The organism is Acinetobacter sp. WCHA45 (assembly GCF_002165255.2).
Lineage (GTDB): Bacteria > Pseudomonadota > Gammaproteobacteria > Pseudomonadales > Moraxellaceae > Acinetobacter.
Genome location: NZ_CP028561.1, coordinates 1156209 through 1173041, shown reverse-complemented (window position 1 = coordinate 1173041; position 16833 = coordinate 1156209). Strand labels below are relative to the sequence as shown.

The 16833-nt window shown below is 39.3% G+C and carries 13 protein-coding genes and 1 pseudogene; 4 read left to right on the top strand and 10 right to left on the bottom strand.

The window, feature by feature from the left end:
* Positions 1-101 precede the first annotated feature (101 nt).
* The gene (locus CDG55_RS06965) at positions 102-1280 is read left to right on the top strand and encodes a benzoate/H(+) symporter BenE family transporter (protein ID WP_087536850.1); all 1179 of its coding nucleotides are present in this window, start codon (positions 102-104) and stop codon (positions 1278-1280) included.
* A gap of 48 nt (positions 1281-1328) precedes the next feature.
* Here the strand turns inward: CDG55_RS06965 and CDG55_RS06960 are convergent, their stop codons facing one another.
* The 4 genes from CDG55_RS06960 to CDG55_RS06945 all read right to left on the bottom strand — a co-directional run bounded on the left by CDG55_RS06960 (position 1329) and on the right by CDG55_RS06945 (position 6403).
* Positions 1329-3161 carry a monovalent cation:proton antiporter-2 (CPA2) family protein gene (locus tag CDG55_RS06960; protein WP_087536849.1) on the bottom strand — a complete coding sequence of 611 codons (1833 nt, stop codon included), beginning with the start codon at positions 3159-3161 and terminating at the stop codon, positions 1329-1331.
* A 165-nt stretch (positions 3162-3326) separates the two neighbouring features.
* A complete protein-coding gene (locus CDG55_RS06955) occupies positions 3327-3743 on the bottom strand; it encodes an RDD family protein (protein ID WP_087536848.1) in 417 nt (138 codons plus the stop codon).
* 66 nt (positions 3744-3809) lie between these two features.
* On the bottom strand, positions 3810-4496 hold the full coding sequence (locus CDG55_RS06950) for a dienelactone hydrolase family protein (protein WP_087536847.1): 687 nt from the start codon (positions 4494-4496) through the stop codon (positions 3810-3812).
* Positions 4497-4603: 107 nt separating this feature from the next.
* Positions 4604-6403: a hypothetical protein gene (locus CDG55_RS06945; RefSeq protein WP_087536846.1), complete on the bottom strand. Its 1800-nt coding sequence runs from the start codon at positions 6401-6403 to the stop codon at positions 4604-4606.
* Positions 6404-6606: 203 nt separating this feature from the next.
* On the opposite strand from CDG55_RS06945, the gene CDG55_RS06940 reads away from it, so the two are divergent.
* The gene (locus CDG55_RS06940) at positions 6607-7215 is read left to right on the top strand and encodes a Uma2 family endonuclease (RefSeq protein ID WP_087536845.1); all 609 of its coding nucleotides are present in this window, start codon (positions 6607-6609) and stop codon (positions 7213-7215) included.
* Here CDG55_RS06940 and CDG55_RS06935 read toward each other — a convergent pair.
* The 3 genes from CDG55_RS06935 to pepN form a co-directional block, all read right to left on the bottom strand.
* On the bottom strand, positions 7207-7860 hold the full coding sequence (locus CDG55_RS06935) for a response regulator transcription factor (RefSeq protein ID WP_087536887.1): 654 nt from the start codon (positions 7858-7860) through the stop codon (positions 7207-7209). The genes CDG55_RS06940 and CDG55_RS06935 overlap by 9 nt on opposite strands.
* Positions 7861-7906: 46 nt before the next feature.
* Positions 7907-10045: a two-component sensor histidine kinase gene (locus CDG55_RS06930; protein WP_087536844.1), complete on the bottom strand. Its 2139-nt coding sequence runs from the start codon at positions 10043-10045 to the stop codon at positions 7907-7909.
* Between the two features lie 100 nt (positions 10046-10145).
* Complete coding sequence (gene pepN / locus CDG55_RS06925) at positions 10146-12755, bottom strand: aminopeptidase N (protein ID WP_087536843.1); 2610 nt, start codon at positions 12753-12755, stop codon at positions 10146-10148.
* Positions 12756-13099: 344 nt separating this feature from the next.
* Here pepN and CDG55_RS06920 point away from each other — a divergent pair, with 344 nt between their 5' ends.
* Positions 13100-13357, top strand: coding sequence for a hypothetical protein (locus CDG55_RS06920; protein ID WP_004661424.1), 258 nt, complete (start codon positions 13100-13102; stop codon positions 13355-13357).
* Between the two features lie 55 nt (positions 13358-13412).
* Here CDG55_RS06920 and CDG55_RS06915 read toward each other — a convergent pair whose 3' ends face one another.
* The 3 genes and pseudogenes from CDG55_RS06915 to CDG55_RS06900 form a co-directional block, all read right to left on the bottom strand.
* Complete coding sequence (locus CDG55_RS06915; RefSeq protein WP_087536842.1) at positions 13413-13886, bottom strand: DUF2147 domain-containing protein; 474 nt, start codon at positions 13884-13886, stop codon at positions 13413-13415.
* 439 nt (positions 13887-14325) lie between these two features.
* Positions 14326-14802 carry a DUF2147 domain-containing protein gene (locus CDG55_RS06905; RefSeq protein ID WP_087536841.1) on the bottom strand — a complete coding sequence of 159 codons (477 nt, stop codon included), beginning with the start codon at positions 14800-14802 and terminating at the stop codon, positions 14326-14328.
* 145 nt (positions 14803-14947) lie between these two features.
* A pseudogene (locus CDG55_RS06900) lies at positions 14948-15422 on the bottom strand (DUF2147 domain-containing protein).
* Positions 15423-15650: 228 nt separating this feature from the next.
* Between CDG55_RS06900 and CDG55_RS06895 the strand changes: the two are divergent.
* A complete protein-coding gene (locus tag CDG55_RS06895; protein WP_087536840.1) occupies positions 15651-16811 on the top strand; it encodes a hypothetical protein in 1161 nt (386 codons plus the stop codon).
* The last annotated feature ends 22 nt before the right edge of the window (positions 16812-16833 follow it).

The window sequence follows — 16833 nt, the reverse complement described above, 5'->3', positions numbered from 1 at the left end:
TTTGATCATATGATCAATTAATTCAATCATTTTTAAACTACGATTTCCGCTGAATTAACGATATACTTTTCAACAAATTTTAATTAAGTATAGATGCCTTGATGCAACGTCTAATTCAAGATTTTTCGATTCCTGCCGTTTTTGCTGGCTTTATTACCTTCCTGATTGGAATTAGCGTTTCTGCTGTATTAGTGATCCAAGGCGCACAATCTTTAGGTGCAAATACAGCACAAATCAGCTCTTGGTTTTGGGCATTAGGTTTAGCGATTGGATTATCAGGACTCATCTTATCTTGGAAATATAAATATCCAGTTGCTACAGCATGGTCAACCCCAGGGATTGCACTGATCATTGCATCGACTGGCCATTATGATTTGTATGAATCAATTGGTGCTTTCTTAATTTGTGGCGTCGCAATCGCAATCGTTGGATTTTCAGGCATTTTCCAAAAGTTACTGGCGCATATTCCTCAAAGCCTAACATGTGCGATGCTTGCTGGGATTTTATTAAAATTTGGAATTCAGATTTTTAGCAGCTTAGAAAGTCAACTCGGCTTTATCTTAAGCATGTTAGCAATTTATCTTGTGTCAAAACGCTTATTGCCTCGTTATAGCATTGTGCTGACAGTGATTTTAGGTGCAATGATTTGCCCGCTCTTTATTGAATTTCAATTACATTCAATCACTTGGTCTTTTACTCAACCTGTATGGATGCAACCTTCATTTTCATGGTCTGCATTACTGGGTCTAGCCTTACCCTTGTTTGTCATCAATATGACTTCACAAAATTTGCCCGGTATTGCCATGATTAAAAGCTATGGTTATCACCCACACGTCAATCAAATTGTAGGCTGGACAGGCATTGCACATACGATTTTCGCCCCTTTTGGTTGTTTCTCGATCAATTTAGCCGCGATTAGTGCAGCAGTCAGCTTAGATGATCAAGTGCATCCTGATCCGAGCAAACGCTATATTGCAGGTATAAGCTGTGGTTTATTTTATATTTTAATGGGGCTTTTCGCTGCAACCTTAGTCAGCTTACTCATGTCATTTCCGCCTATTTTTATTGTTGCACTTGCAGGTATTGCCCTATTTGCCACGATTAGCCATAACATTGCAGTGGCTTTTGCAAACGTAGAAGAACGAGAAGCAGCATTACTCACCTTTTTATGTAGCGCATCGGGAGTTCAATTTTGGGGAATTGGTTCTGCATTTTGGGGGCTTTTATTGGGTATTTTTGTTTTAGTTTTATTCAAATTTAAATTAAAAAATAAGTCTTAGTTTAGTCTAGCTAAGACTTATTTAAATCCATTTTATTTCAAAATCGACTTACCTATCTTCTACATCCTTTTCAGTTTCTTCACCATTTAAAATTCGTCCTGCTTGTTTAGGTCGAATCAATGGTGCTGTAGGTCGAGGATGAGAATGTGAATATTGTAAACCCACCCCAGCATAGACATCATCCGCAGCAATTTCTGTTTCAAAACGCTCATTATCACGTTCTCGAATTTCATTTGAGATCATGCGAACCTCATCTTCATCGACACCTAATTGTTCTAAAATGACCTCACCGAATTTAATCGCAGATTCAAAGGTTTCACGAATCATATAATCGACTTTTTGTTTGACCAAATGTAGTGAATGTTCCCGATCATAAGAACGGACCAAGACTTTGGCTAACGGAAACTCATTCGTAACCAATTCTACAATTCGATTGGTTGTTTGCTTACTGTCAACACAAATCACGATTGCTTCTGCCGTTGAAGCGCCTGAAGCATGTAAAATATCGAGACGACAGCCATCGCCGTAGTAAATTTTAAAACCAAATTTTTCTGCGTTTTGAATCATGTCGATGTCATTATCAATAATTGTCACATCAACCCCTCTTGCCAAGAGTAATTGACTTGTCACCTGACCAAAACGACCAAAACCAATCATTAGAATACTGCCACTTAGACCTTCAGCTATATCAACATTATCAAGAGAAACTGAATCTTTGGTTTCGGTAAATCGTTTAAAAAGAATGCCTAAGATTGGGGTTAATACCATAGACAGTACAATAATTGCTGTTAGATTCGACTTAACTGTATTATCAATCACCTGAGCAGTGAGCGCCGCAGAAAACAGAACAAAAGCAAACTCACCGCCTTGCGCCATCAATAAAGCACGATCCAAAGCTTCCGTATGCCGACTTTGGGTTATTCGCGCAACGATATAAATCATAAGTGATTTCGCAAACATCATTGCAATAACGCCACTGACGATCAGTTGCAAGTTTTGCTTCACGACCGATAAATCCAGTGACATTCCAACACCAAGGAAAAAGAGCCCCAATAAAATTCCTCGAAATGGTTCAATATCGGCTTCAATTTGGTGTCTAAAAGTTGATTCTGATAGCAACACGCCTGCAAGAAATGCCCCCATTGCCATAGATAAGCCACTGACTTGCATCAATAAAGCAGCACCCAACACCACTAAAAGTGCTGCAGCCGTCATTACTTCTCGTGCTTTTGCCGCAGCAAGCAATCTAAATAAAGGATTGAGCAACCAATAACCGGCGGCGATTAAACCTGCAATTGCAATTAAACCAATGCCAATATTTTCTAAACGTGCTGAAGTGCTTTCCACCACATGATTCGGTGCCATAAAAGCAACAATTGCCAGTAATGGGACAATTAATAAGTCTTCAAATAATAAAATCGCGACAATCTTTTGACCTTGTGGCTGTGCAATATCACCACGATCGCCCAAGAGTTGCATCACAATTGCAGTGGATGTCAGTACAAAACCTGCTGCACCAATAAATGCAACTTGCCATTTAAATCCAAATAAAAGCCCAACACCTGTTAATGCCAAAGCACAAGCAATAATTTGCAAAGTCCCTAAGCCAAAAATCTCACGCCTTAGACTCCATAAGTGTGAAGGCTGCATTTCCAGTCCAATCACAAACAGGTACATGACGATTCCTAACTCTGCAATGTGTAAAATTGATGCGGAGTCTTGGAAGAAAGCAAAGCCAAATGGTCCAATGATCAAGCCTGCAATTAAGTAACCCAGTACCGAACCCAAACCTATTCGTTTAAAAATAGGGACTGCAATCACAGCTGCAGCCAATAAAACCACGGGTGCAATTAAGCTGATTGAATGTGCCTCTGAACTCATGTTGTTCTCATTTTTATCAATGCGATTTTATTCTATGTGAAAGCTTAAAAGGCTGATATATCATTTATGAGACATAGCCTCTCAATTCATTTATTTTCATGTGGATAGAAACAAAAAAGCCGTCAACCATGACGACTTTTTTGTGTTCATCTTGAAAATCTAAAGTTACAACTCACGTACAACTACACTTTTTGCGATTTTGTCATGCCAGCCTTGTTTTTTACTATCGAATGCAATCCAGATAAAACCGAGAAAGAAAACCAGCGTAGATGGGAAATAACCAATATAACGAAGAATAGCTTGCCCAACCGTGAGGTTTTCGCCTGTTTTTTCATCCAGTACCTTTAAACGTAATAAACGTTTTCCAGGTGTTCCTGCAAATTTTACCCAGCATACAATATAAAAAACTGCACCAATAATCTGGCCAAGCCAATCTGACCATGTCCAGCCTGTAAAATCACTTGCAGCATTTGGTGCGATAATCATCATGATCGGAATCAAAGCGACAATCAGAATAATCGAATCAATAATAGACGCAAGAAAGCGTATCCAAAAACCTGCATATTCGTATGTATGTGACATTTTCCCCTCTCATTTTATTTCTATAAGAATCAATATTTATACGTGATATGTGCCTAAGCATATTATTTATACCGTATTTTGTTTTAATTCACGATCAAAAAATTCAACTGTGCGTTGCCAAACCACCTTTGCTTCTGGTAAACCTCGACTGACACTGCGGAATCCATGTGGCATGTTATAGGTATAGGCTTCAACCCGACCACCCAGTTGCTGAATCAGTTTGTTGCGCTTGGTTGTTGGACAGAATGGATCAACGTTTGACCAATGCCCCTGTAGAATGCGAACTTCATCCAGAGACTCGTTGTTTGGAACACCCGCCCCTTGAATCCCTAGAGAATGATGATAAACCACAGGTGCCAGCATATCCTCACGCTTGGCCATTTGAATCACATAACCACCCGTTAAACATTGTCCCAGCATGCCCAAGCGACCATTTGAGCGTGGATCAGCTTTTAACGCATCAAGTAACACATGAATTTCTTTATTCATATCACTATCGGCAGCATTGATTCGCCCAGCCTTACTGACCATTGCCCGAATACAATACTTGACTGCACCACCACTAAATAAATTGGGTACATAAACCAGATAGCCACGATTTGCCAAGTCCTTCGCATCTTCCCGATACACATCGAGAATGCCAAACAACTCATGCAGCAATAAAATTGCAGGGACTTTTTCTGACGTCTGTGCAGGTGCATATACTTCTACGTCTATCTTGCGTGTGGGTAATGTGATTGTTTTTATTTCCATTTCAGCTATCCATTCTTTTAAATCGCTTTTATATTATTTTTGACAATTAATATTGTCAAATATAAAAGGGCATCAATAGATGCCCCAGCTAAGATTAGAGTGAATTTTTAAAATTTCAGTATGCCATTGGCAGTTAATATTTTCGTTGGATCAGCTTGATGAGAAAGTTTTACATCTTTAAATGTTAATGTACGGTTTGCTGTGTCCAAACTTAATCCAGGGCATACAGAAGTTTCCGAAGCATATGTTCCACATTGATACCAAGTTATTGAACCTAGTGCAAATGAGATATAAGTAGCACTCGCATTAGCTTTGGTAATCGTTATACCATCCTCTAGTGGTGGATTTGCTTTATGGGCGAACTGTACATTTACAGTTTGATTAGATGCGTTAAACTGCCCAACTCTTGGTGTCGCCCATACAGCTGAGTCATGTTCGAATATCAATGGCGAAGCTAATCCAGTAATGGTGATACAACCCCATTGATTAGTACTCTTTGCACAGCTTGTAGCAGGTGTCGGTGTAGTCTGCTGACTGTTATCTAAATACATCAACAAACTATTATTTTTAACTGTTAGATCTTGCGTTGTCCCACTGACTGCTTTTAATACAGTATTATTAAAATAGAAGCTTTTTGCAGGTTTTGAATTGATCTGTCCATCTTTTACGGTTACACCATTACAGGCAGGATTTGTTCCCACACCACATGCCCAAGCATAACTATTATTTTCAACAGCAACACTTTTCACAACTGAATTTTCAACCGTGATTTTTACATTTTCTTTTTTATCAGCATTAAAAAATGTATAAATATCAGGTGATGTAATTGCAACTGAACTTGCCTTACTAAAGCTACAGAAATCATTCGGGGCATTCTTAAAGCCAAGCTTATCATCCGCACCATTTGACTCGCAAAGTTGTGGAGAGGCTGTGGCTTTTTCACCATAAAAACCTGTAAAATCTGCACTTTCCGCAGAATATTTACCTGCATTGTCTTTAAATAGTGTCACATATCCCTTGTCAGTAATTACATAATAATTTGTACCATTATTTTGGACGTTTGCGCCACAAACTTCTGCAATGGTTGCAGTTGTGCCTTTTGCAATAACTTTTCCTGTCGCTGCATTCAGATTAAAGACCACTGTACCTTTATCACTGTAATCACCGCTATAGCTCGTCAAATCACTGAGTTTGCCTACAGGTAGTTTCTTGCTGGCACAGGTTTCTGTTACTGGGGCAGGAGTTACAGGAACGAAATCAGGAACTGCTGCCACATCTCCTGCTTTTACTTTCTCAATCAGGGCAGCGTAGTCTTTAATTGTTGCTTGATTGGCAGCCAATGACGCTGCAAAGGCATCCAGAGCTTTATCAAATGCATCATCAATCGCAAATTTAGTTGTTAATAGGTCAAAGTTTTCTGGTAATACATAACCATTTGCTTTGAGTTGCTTGGTTAAATTATCTACCGCAGTTTTCAGTGTGGTTTCTAAAATTGGTTGATAAGTTTTGTACCAGTCACTTGGCGTTTGTGAGCTTGCCAAAGCCAGAGCAAGATCAGTAAATGGTGTAATATTGACATTACCCGCTTTTGTAGCATAACCATGCAAGGTTTGGGTATCTGATGCTTTCACTTCCAATGCACAAGGTAGTTTAGTGCTATCCACCTCCCCTGACCATTCCCCCTGTTCATTGGTTTTAACCTCATTTTTAAACCCAGTGCCATCTTTACAACTCGCTGTGACACTGGCATTTTTAATCGCTGCCCCAACAGCTGCTGTTCCAGCTAAATTACTGTAGGTTGTGGTCGGTGTTGGTGATGTATTACTGTGCTGATCATCGTCATCATGACATGCTGTCAGTAACACACTGGCAGCAATACAAGCACTCAATAAACTTTTTTTTAACATACTAACCCCATTCATTATTTCATCCCTTTCGTGATGACAGTAACGTTTTTAGGGTTTTCTGTGTATCCCCAGTTCAGGGGGGATAGCCTAAAATCTATTTTGACTTCAAAAACTTGCTTACAATGTGAATATTCAGTCAGTTGTGATACTTCTTCATACACGCTAAGGTATAGGCTGTATTTATATCATTATGAGTTATTGCCATGTCACCTCATCATGCCTACCCACTTTCAGTCAGTGAACAGGATTATCTTGATGGCGAATTGCTGACTGATATTAAACATGAATATATTCATGGCGAAGTCTATGCAATGGCTGGGGCAAAAGCGGCGCATAATCATATTGTCAGTAATATAAATTCAGCCTTTCATATGCATTTAAAAGGAAAATCTTGCAGTTCTATGATGTCAGATATGAAAGTCAAAATTGACGACTGTTATTTCTATCCTGATGTACTGGTTGATTGTTCAGATTTAGCAGATGACAGTGTTTTTACAGAAACACCGACCATTATTGTTGAGGTATTGTCTAAATCCACGCGCCAGATTGACCGTGTGATCAAACGTGAAAAGTATCTACAGATTCCGACCCTACAGGAATATATCCTGATTGAACAGGGTATTGCCGAGATTGAAGTGGTATGTCGTAGTCAAAACTGGCAATCTCATTTCTACTATTTGGGAGATCACATTACACTGAACTCAATTGGTTTAAGCATTTCAGTTGAAGATATTTATGACCGTGTCAAAAATGAAGATGTCGTGACATGGCTAGAGAAGAAAGCCCTAGCAGAACAAAACCTCTCAAATTAAACCATATTGCTGTGCCAGCAATGCTGCTTCAGCACGGGATGAAATATGCAGTTTTTGATAAATTGTCTTGATATAGCCATTTATGGTATGGCCAGATAATTTTAATTCGTAGGCGATTTCAGCGACCTGATGTCCTTTTGCAATATAGACAAGCACCTGTTTTTCCCGATTTGTTAAAGTCAGTGACTGTATGGCCTGTTGCTTTTGTTGATTGAGCTGTTCATGTGTTTTGACATAATTGAGTAGTTTCTGCGTCATGCTTGGGGAAAAGGCATGGATTCCAGCAATCAGGTTTTTCAAATGCTGCTGAAATACAGTTGGTTCAAGGTCTTTCAGCAAGTACCCTTTTGCACCATGACAAATGGCCTCAAACAGATATTGGTCATCTTCAAAAATTGTCACCACCACACTCAAGGTATTGGCAGAATGTTGTTCCAGCCAGTCAATCACCTCTGTTCCCTTTCCATCAGGCAAGGAAAGATCAATCAAGGCCAGATCATAATGTTGTGACAATAATGAATGTTTTGCTTCCTTTACACTATAAACCTGCTGGATACGAATGCCTGCAAAGGTTTCAAGCAACATCTGTTTCATCCATGCATTGACTTCCAGTATATCTTCTAAAATCAATGCCGTTTGAATCATATTTACACCCATCTTATATATTTACATCCATTACTTTTTGCCACAGTCACGATAATGGAAAAATCAACTCTACCCTTGAACCTTGTGTTTCTGGCAGCCTATGAAAATGCAGGGTTGCCGAAAGTTCAGTTGCACGTTCCCTCAGGTTTTTAAGCCCATTCCCCTCAGACTGATTAGTTTGACCATCAAATCCAGCACCATCATCACAAATGACTGAAACCAGTTGTGAGTCAAGCAAACTGATGTCAATCGTCACTTTTTGCGCATTGGCATGCTTCATTATATTACTGATGATTTCCCGAAGCATAGAAATATAATGCCTGTATTGTGCATAACTCAAGGTAATGGGTGTGTCTGCAAGGTTTTGTTGCCAATTTAGTTCTATCCCACAACTTTGCAGGCGAGTCGCAACCTCATATTCAAACTCCTGCAAAATCACATTTAACTCAACCCCTGTACCTAACAGACCATTGACGATGGTACGCATTTCGGCAATCGCCTGACGAATGGCCTGCTTGGCTTGATCCACATCTTTCTGGTAGAGACCCGATAATAGTTTCGCCCCCAGATCATCGTGCAAATCTCGGGCGATACGGTGTCTTTCCTCACGCACACCATTGTCATAGGCAACCCGACTCTCTACTGCCTGAGCTAAAAACGGTAATAGATTCTGGATCAGTTGCTGGTCATATTCACTAAACAAACGGCGGCCTTGCTGCGGATAGCTGAGACGCATCGCCGTCAGCCCTGCCACCTGTGGGATATAGAGCACCAGTCCGTTGTCTTCGATTTGGCTATGATTTGTCTGTTCACTTATCTCAAGGTTTAAAGGCTGAAACAGGTCATTCAACAAGGCTTTCCACTGTAACTGGCGTTCCTGCTCATTCACCGCAAAGCTGACCTGCAAGATTCGTTCAAACAGTTCGCTGTCGGATAACTTTTTGCGTTGTAACAGGCGTGCCTGTAGCCAGCCACGGACAGGCAACCAAACCAGACCACAAATCAGGATGGCCAGACTGAGTGACATAAGTGGGCTTAACATCATCACCAGAAAGGCATCCAGCAACACCAGTAAAATCGCTCCTGCCAGCCAGTACAGAATTCCGAATGCCCAACGGTCCAGACTAAATAACTGATAGCGTTTTAAGCCAATCGCAATACCAATAGTCACAAACAGGAAGAAACCGAACGAATAGCCTTGTGACATATTAAGCTGAATATCAAGTAGCTGGGTACTCTGAACCAAAAATACAAATGCGCCGCTACTGACCAGAATCCATAAGGCAAACCAGCGCAATGCCACTTTTGCCCGTGGATCATGTCGGTTTGCCCGCCATTGCCAAACCATACATAAAATTGCGCCCAGCATTTGCAGGGTAACGGGTAAGTCTCCCCCCATGCTTGGTTCAGGCAAAAGAAATAAGGTATCAAGCAACCACCAACCAGAGAAAAATATCGGTATTGCCCACAACCATTGGGTTCTGATCAACTGCTTTGGGTACACCAAGAATAGACTGATTAATGCACAGCCATATAGCAATGCACCACCCGTATTGATTGCGACCAGTACCCGAAATAATTCGGCATTTAAAGCCAGATCACGGGTGCTATAGATGGCTGCGGAAAAGGCAAATACGGGATAGGCTGCATTGAGTAAGGCAAAAACACGGGGGGCGATTTCATTGGGACGCAATGCCCAAATCCAGCAGCCCAGCAAAAATCCAATCGAACTGACAGCAAGTTGAAACCAGAACTCAAAAGGTAAATCTCGAAGCGTTCGTTTAGGCTGAATATTGACAGGATATGGCGTTGAGCTTGAATGATCGCCTGAATGCAAAAATATTTGCTGATGCTGGCTGATCAGTTGATGAACTTGGCTCTGCTTGATAAAAAATTGCTGCATCTCAGGATAGGTTGCAACAAAATGGGGGTCTTCAGTAAAGTCATTTGCGTTTAGCTGTATTCGGTTCTGCCCACCTGCTGCTGAAATTGCAACTGAATCCACATCCTGTAATATCAATCGCTCCCCGTCAAATACCGAAATTTTTTGGCGTTCTTTGACTTCAAAGCGTAAATGGCTACTGGGCTGATTTACCGCACAATAGATGACCGCAACAAGGGCCAACGACAACCCTAAAATGGCATAAAACAACCGATCCGCTGGTGTTTTGCGATGCAAAGCCATGTATCACCACAATATGAGTATCCTTTCTGTGAACTAATGATAATCCAGAACATGTAAAAAAGGATGCTGAGACAGCATCCTTTCTGACAAAAATAATGTGTTATTCAATGTTTAGCATACTGTTCAATGTTTCTGCTACATTTTTCGATTTCACTTTAGGCTGCAACGCTTTAAGCGCTTGCTGTACTTGACTACGTTGTGGTTCGGCTAAAGTATACCAACGAGACAATACTTGTAATAAACGCGAACCTAAAATTGGGTTTTTTTCATCCAAATAAGCGGCAAGCTCAATGAAATGATCGACACCAAAGCTCCACGTATTGACTGGATTTGCAGCTAGTCCACCACTCACTGCACGGATACGGTTCGGTGTTCCCAAATCATAATCGGCGTGCTTAGTCAGATACTCAATCGTTTCCGCTGTCGCACATGGATTTGATGCTTGGATGCTAAACCATTGATCTAAAGACAAGGCTTCATCTTTAAAACGCTTATAGAAATCTGCAAGTGCAGCTTGCGCTTGTGGCGCATCATTCCAGACCAAAACGCGTAATGCCCCTAAACGTTCAGACATATTGCCTGTTTGTTGATATTGGGTATAAGCCAAATCGAACACAGATTCATCACCTTGACGCGCCAACATATTCAAGGTGATATTTTTCAATGAACGCACGCCCATTGCCAAAGAGAACTCTTTTTGCTGGTCTGGATCTAAGGCCAAATAGGTGTCTTTCCAGAATGAGCCTAAATCACGTGCTAAATGATCCAGCACAGCTTCACGCTTCTCTCGAATCAATTCGGGCTCATAGTCTTGATCAATACGACTGCCTAGATAGTTTTCACTTGGTACATCAAATAAACGTGATGCCAATAACGGATCTTTATTTACTAAGTCAGGCAAGGTATTTTTAATTGCCTGAATATAGGTGTCCACCTTATGGTCTTCTAAAAGAATACGTTCCAATAAAGTTTGTGTCGCTTGCCATTGGTTAAAGCCATTGGTTTCATGCTGAATCAAGAAGGCAAGATCATCATTGGAATAATCAAAGACTAAATTCACAGGGGCAGAAAAATTACGTAATAACGAGGCAACAGGTTGCTCAGTCACCCCTGTAAATTCAATTGTTGCTTCATCTTGATCAAATAAGTACACGCCATCTTTGACCTCATTCACAAACAGATCAGTGCTGTGCAAGGTATATTGCTCACCTGTATTGGCATTAAATAATGCCAGAGCCACAGGAATTGGCACTGCTTTGAGGTTTGGATATTTTGGATGTGCTTTCAAACTTTGTTTGAAGCTTAAACGGTAAGTCTGTGCAGCAGCATCATATTCACCTTGAGCTTCTAACTTTGGTGTCCCCGGTTGGTTATACCATGTGAGGAAGTTAGAGAGATCAACACCTGAACCTGCACTCAATGCCGCAACCCAGTCTTCAACTGTAACTGCTTGCCCATCATGACGCAGAAAATATTCATCTGTGCCTTTACGGTATTTTTCTTTCCCCAATAAAGTTGCCATCATGCGATTGATTTCAGCACCCTTCTCATACACTGTCGCGGTATAGAAGTTATTGATTTCAACAAAATGGTCTGGACGAGGTGGATGTGATAATGGTCCTGCATCTTCAGGGAATTGATGCGATTTCAATACCGCTACATCATCAATTCGTTGTACGGCCGCTGATTGTAAATCCTCAGAGAAAGACTGATCCCGGAAAACCGTTAAGCCTTCTTTTAAACACAACTGGAACCAGTCACGACAGGTAATTCGGTTGCCTGTCCAATTATGGAAATATTCATGTGCAATTACAGATTGAACTCGCATAATCGCAACATCAGTGGTGTATTCCTCATCGGCAAGTACACAAGATGCATTAAAGATATTTAAACCTTTATTTTCCATTGCACCCATGTTGAACTGACTGACGGCGACAATCATGTAGTTATCGAGATCATACGGACGACCATAGTGTTCTTCGTCCCAACGCATCGAATGCTTTAATGCTTCCATTGCGATGTGACATTTTGGAATATCTTTATCGATTGCATAAATTTCAAGAGCAACATCACGACCTTCTGATGTAGTGTAACGATCTTTCAGTACCGCCAAATCACCAATCACACAGGCAAATAAATAGCTTGGCTTTTTGGTTGGATCTTGCCAAATTGCAAAATGACGACCTTCCCCAGCTTCACCCGTTTCCAACAAGTTACCATTTGCAAGCAATATAGGATATTTCTTATCTGCTTCTACCCGTGTCGTAAACTCAGCAAGCACATCTGGACGATCTGGATAGAAGGTGATTTTACGGAAACCTTCTGGTTCATTTTGGGTAACGAACAAATCGCCTGCTTTATATAAGCCTTCAAGTTGCGTATTGGATTCAGGATGGATAATCACCTGAGTTTGAACAATGACCTCATCTGGTGCATCAGTGATCACCAATTGTTCAGTATCCAAATGATATTGTTCAGCGCTAAGGGTTTGCCCATTCAATTGAACCGATTTTAATTCAAGATCACGACCTAACAGAACCAATTCACCTGCAGTCTGACGCTTCATCACCAGTGTAGAATCGACAATCGTATGATCATCATAAACTTGAATATTTAAATTAATTGATTCAACCAAGAATGATGGCTTTTGATAATCTTTTAAATAAATCGTTTGATCTGCTTGTACAGGAGGCTGTGCCGCAATATTCATCAGTATTCCTTATCATTCATCATGTCGGATGGTCTTGTTATCAAGACTTCTTGATTAGTCGATCATACGCCAACTTACAAAAGCTGTCTTTAAGCCCATATCTTAGTTTCAAGTATTTTTATTGGGGTTTAGTTCAGTGATTTTCAAATTAATTGATTAAAATGGAATTCTGTTTAGAAAGAATAACAACAGTTATTTCTAATTTTAAATAAAAGCTACAAAAATAACCAAATCCCAAGGTTTGAATTACATTTTTTTTATGCGCTTTACATTTTGTGCACGGTTATTGCTTAAGTTTATATGCCAATGTAGGTAATACAATCAAACAAGCGAGGGTTAAGACGATGGAATTAAAAGCACACTTATATCGTTTAGAAAATATTAAAGCGATCCATGATCTTGCAAAAGCAGGTGTGGATCATCATGTCATTTCCGTTTTTTTAACAGCAGAAGGAATCGAACTCAGCAGCTTAGAAGTAACGAATATCGTGAATACCTATGATGAACTTGGAAAAGAAAAATTACCAAGTAAAAAAGTCCAAGCACTTATCAACGCCAAAAAAATCGGTCAGGAGGACGAAAACTTACCATGCCCTGTTTAACTTTTACATTTAATAAAAAACCTCGAAATATTTTCGAGGTTTTTTATTACACTAATTAAGGATTTGCACTATCTGTTCGTAACCAGACGACTGTACGACCTAAGGCAGAAACGCCCATATAACCGCGCATACGTAAACGTTTACCGTCACCCGTTACGACCGCTTTACCTTTATAAACTCTACCACTTGTTGCTTCTAATACTCGACCTTCAATATATGAATCTGGCTTATCTGGATCTTCTCTAAAACCTGATAAAATTTCTAAGCCAAGAATTGGCTTATTGGTATTTGGAGCTGGGCACTTGGTACAGTTCGCAAGGGAAAAACCACGAGCATTAGGATAACGATAAACAATTTTCCCATGAAAGCGACCATCTGATCCTTTACGGATTTCAACAATCGAAAGTTGCTCACCTGTACGTTCTTCAATACTTTTCCAATAACCTTCGATCGAGGCTGAAAAAGCAGTCATGCTTAAAAAAGCAATAGAAACTCCCATGATTCCTTTCATAAACATTTGATTTAGCATACTAACCCCGTCTTTTAAAAACTAACCCATTCATCTTTATAGGTTTAATTATTGAAACTTATCACACTTCACTAGAACTTTCACTCTACTGGTGCGTTCTTTTGCTTTAAAAAACTTATCTAACTGATATAATTCATGTAATCAATAACTTTATTTTTTAAATACAAAATAGATTCTTCACATTTCTATCAACTTACAAGATTTTTTAGGCATTTCTTTAATGAATTTTTATACATAGAAGCCTCAACGTTTTGAATAAGAAAAATCTTTTTTATGCTCGATCTCTTAGGATATAGCATAAAAAACCTCTCTGATTCAATATCAAAGCATTGAAACTGATCTACATAGATGAATTCATAAAATGACTAAAAGACGATTAGACATGAATTCATTTAGATATAAACCCAGATATTGAACCAAATTTATTTGTTCAACAGGGTTATGGATTGGCACTGTCAGTCCTAATCCAAACTTGGGTACGACCTAAAGCAGAGATCCCCATATATCCGCGCATGCGTAAACGTTTACCATCAGCACTTAACTGAGCTTTGCCTTTATAAAAATTGCCCGTTTTAGGTTCAAGTATTTTTCCGTCTATAAAATGGTTTGGATTTTTAGGGTCTTCTCGCAAACCTGATGCGATCTGAAGTCCTAAAATAGGTTTGTTTTTGAAAGGCTCAGGGCATTTCACACAATTGGTTAATACACTACCACCACCTGGAACAGGGTAACGATATACAATTGTTCCTGTATAAGTATTATCAGGTTTCTTTTTAATTTCTACGATTGAAAGCTGTTCGCCCGTACGGTCATCAATACTTTTCCAAAAGCCTTCAGGTGTCATCGCGAAATTAGCAGTTGCGAATAGGGCAAATGAAATTCCCACGATTCCTTTCATGAGTGAATGTTTTTGCATAATATGCTCTCCCTAAGTGCAAAATAGATCCATCTGATATACATTTTTATTCCAATGTTCTTAGACAGTCAACAAGACGAGTGGATATTTAATTGTTTAAAATCACAATAAATTTTAAGCAATTCCCATATTAAAAAAGAAATGATTACGGGTTCGCACTATCTGTACGTATCCAAACCGTATTTCTACCCAAAGCTGAAATTCCAACATAACCGCGCATATTTAAATGCTTACCATCTGCATTTAATCGAGCTTTACCTTTGTACACTTTTCCAGTTTTGCTCTCTAAGATGCGTCCATTAATAAAACTATTTGCTTTATTGGGGTCTTCAACCAAACCGGTTAAAACTTCTAAACCTAAACGTGGCTTTCCTGTATACGGCGGTGGACAGTTAACACAATGTGTTACGATCGCCCCCTTGCGCATTCGGATAGATATAAACGATTTTTCCGCGATAAGTGTTATCCGCTGCTTTCCTGATTTCAATGATGGTCAGTTGTTCGCCTGTCCGATCATCAATACTGCGCCAATAGCCTTCAATTGAACTTGCATATGAGAGAATACTTGTAAAACAAGCAATGAATGCAATAGAGCATTTCAACAATATTTGATTATTCATCCTTATCCCTTTCTACTTCTATTAACAAACTTAATAACATCTTTTAATTGGGACAGAAATTTACCATATTTTAAAAAACAGATAAGCCACCTGCTTAGCTTTTATATAAAATTCAGTGGATTAAATCTCAATACAAAACTACTTTTTCAGTGCAAATAATCTTTTTCTCACTCCGAGCACGAGCAATGTATAATCCTTTCATTTCGTGGTTATATAGGTTTATTGTCAATGGATTTACAGATTCTGCAAAAGCAGCTAGATGAAAGTAGCCATTGTCCATTGTGCCAAGCATCCATGTTCTGGATTGAAGCTGAGCAATACTCGCAAGAATTCCAATTTCATGAATGTAGTCATTGCAAACATCGTGTATTTAAAAGTGACAGCAAACTGAATTGCCATTGTGCTCAATGCACCGCTCAACGCAAAAAACAAACTCAACAAACCATTTTACAAGAACAACGTAAATACAAAGTCAAAGATGAAGTGATTTATAGCCTGAATCAACTCAGCTTTATGCATAAATTATTTTTACTAAGTTTGTTGGACAGTTATGCTCGTGAAGATGTACAGCATGATGAATTAATCCACTGGAAGAACATTAAATATCATGATTTCACCCCCAATTATTTATTTCAAAATCAACTCGTTCAAGAGTTACTCAAATTAGGCATCTTTAAATCACAAGATTCGAGCCTAGAAACAGAACATTTTTATCTTAATCTTCGGCTTGATGGTTATTCTGATCCGAGTCTGTTTAGTGTAACCCAACAATTGCGCCATTGGTTTTATGAGAATCTAAGTTTAGGTATTCCCTTCAAAACGACAGATGAAGTTAAAGATGCTTTATATTCGATTCTTTATCAAGAAATCGTACAGTTCATGCAGTTTTATTGTAGAACATGGGGAATTCAAATTGCAGGTAATCGCTCCTTTCAGGCCTTTTGCTATCGCTTGATGGAAGGACTCGCAGTGGGCCAAATTTTTTACTTAATTCAAACTGCGTTAGAGTACCTCTATAAGCAAAAAGCATTGCAGCCAAGAAACGATAAATTTATTAATACAAACTTACTCAAAAAGACATTAGAACAATATCGTGAACGCGCTTTGGCTGAGCGTTGGGAAACCACGACATTACCTCGCCCATACACCATTCCATTTAGTAAAATGAGCGAAGTATTATTATTTAAATTCTTGGGTTATGACGAGAGTGTTTTTATTCAGCCTGTCTGGAAATCTTGGCGCAAGATCGAACCTCGTTTAAATTTTTATGCAGTAAAACGTTGCATGTATTGCGGTTCAAATGATCTTGTAGTCGATTATGATGCTACAGACTATGTATCATTGATTTGTCGTCGATGTAAGCATCAAGACCACTACTTCACGCGTTAAACTATTATTTTTTAAATTTTTA

What these genes read in the sequence shown, in the direction of transcription:
- CDG55_RS06930 (WP_087536844.1), bottom strand. Translation starts at nt 10,045, where the DNA reads ATGGCTTTGCATCGCAAAACACCAGCGGATCGGTTGTTTTATGCCATT.
- CDG55_RS06935 (WP_087536887.1), bottom strand. Translation starts at nt 7,860, where the DNA reads ATGATTCAAACGGCATTGATTTTAGAAGATATACTGGAAGTCAATGCA.
- CDG55_RS06945 (WP_087536846.1), bottom strand. Translation starts at nt 6,403, where the DNA reads ATGTTAAAAAAAAGTTTATTGAGTGCTTGTATTGCTGCCAGTGTGTTA.
- CDG55_RS06940 (WP_087536845.1), top strand. Translation starts at nt 6,607, where the DNA reads ATGTCACCTCATCATGCCTACCCACTTTCAGTCAGTGAACAGGATTAT.
- CDG55_RS06920 (WP_004661424.1), top strand. Translation starts at nt 13,100, where the DNA reads ATGGAATTAAAAGCACACTTATATCGTTTAGAAAATATTAAAGCGATC.
- CDG55_RS06965 (WP_087536850.1), top strand. Translation starts at nt 102, where the DNA reads ATGCAACGTCTAATTCAAGATTTTTCGATTCCTGCCGTTTTTGCTGGC.
- pepN (WP_087536843.1), bottom strand. Translation starts at nt 12,755, where the DNA reads ATGAATATTGCGGCACAGCCTCCTGTACAAGCAGATCAAACGATTTAT.
- CDG55_RS06905 (WP_087536841.1), bottom strand. Translation starts at nt 14,802, where the DNA reads ATGCAAAAACATTCACTCATGAAAGGAATCGTGGGAATTTCATTTGCC.
- CDG55_RS06950 (WP_087536847.1), bottom strand. Translation starts at nt 4,496, where the DNA reads ATGGAAATAAAAACAATCACATTACCCACACGCAAGATAGACGTAGAA.
- CDG55_RS06960 (WP_087536849.1), bottom strand. Translation starts at nt 3,161, where the DNA reads ATGAGTTCAGAGGCACATTCAATCAGCTTAATTGCACCCGTGGTTTTA.
- CDG55_RS06955 (WP_087536848.1), bottom strand. Translation starts at nt 3,743, where the DNA reads ATGTCACATACATACGAATATGCAGGTTTTTGGATACGCTTTCTTGCG.
- CDG55_RS06895 (WP_087536840.1), top strand. Translation starts at nt 15,651, where the DNA reads ATGGATTTACAGATTCTGCAAAAGCAGCTAGATGAAAGTAGCCATTGT.
- CDG55_RS06915 (WP_087536842.1), bottom strand. Translation starts at nt 13,886, where the DNA reads ATGCTAAATCAAATGTTTATGAAAGGAATCATGGGAGTTTCTATTGCT.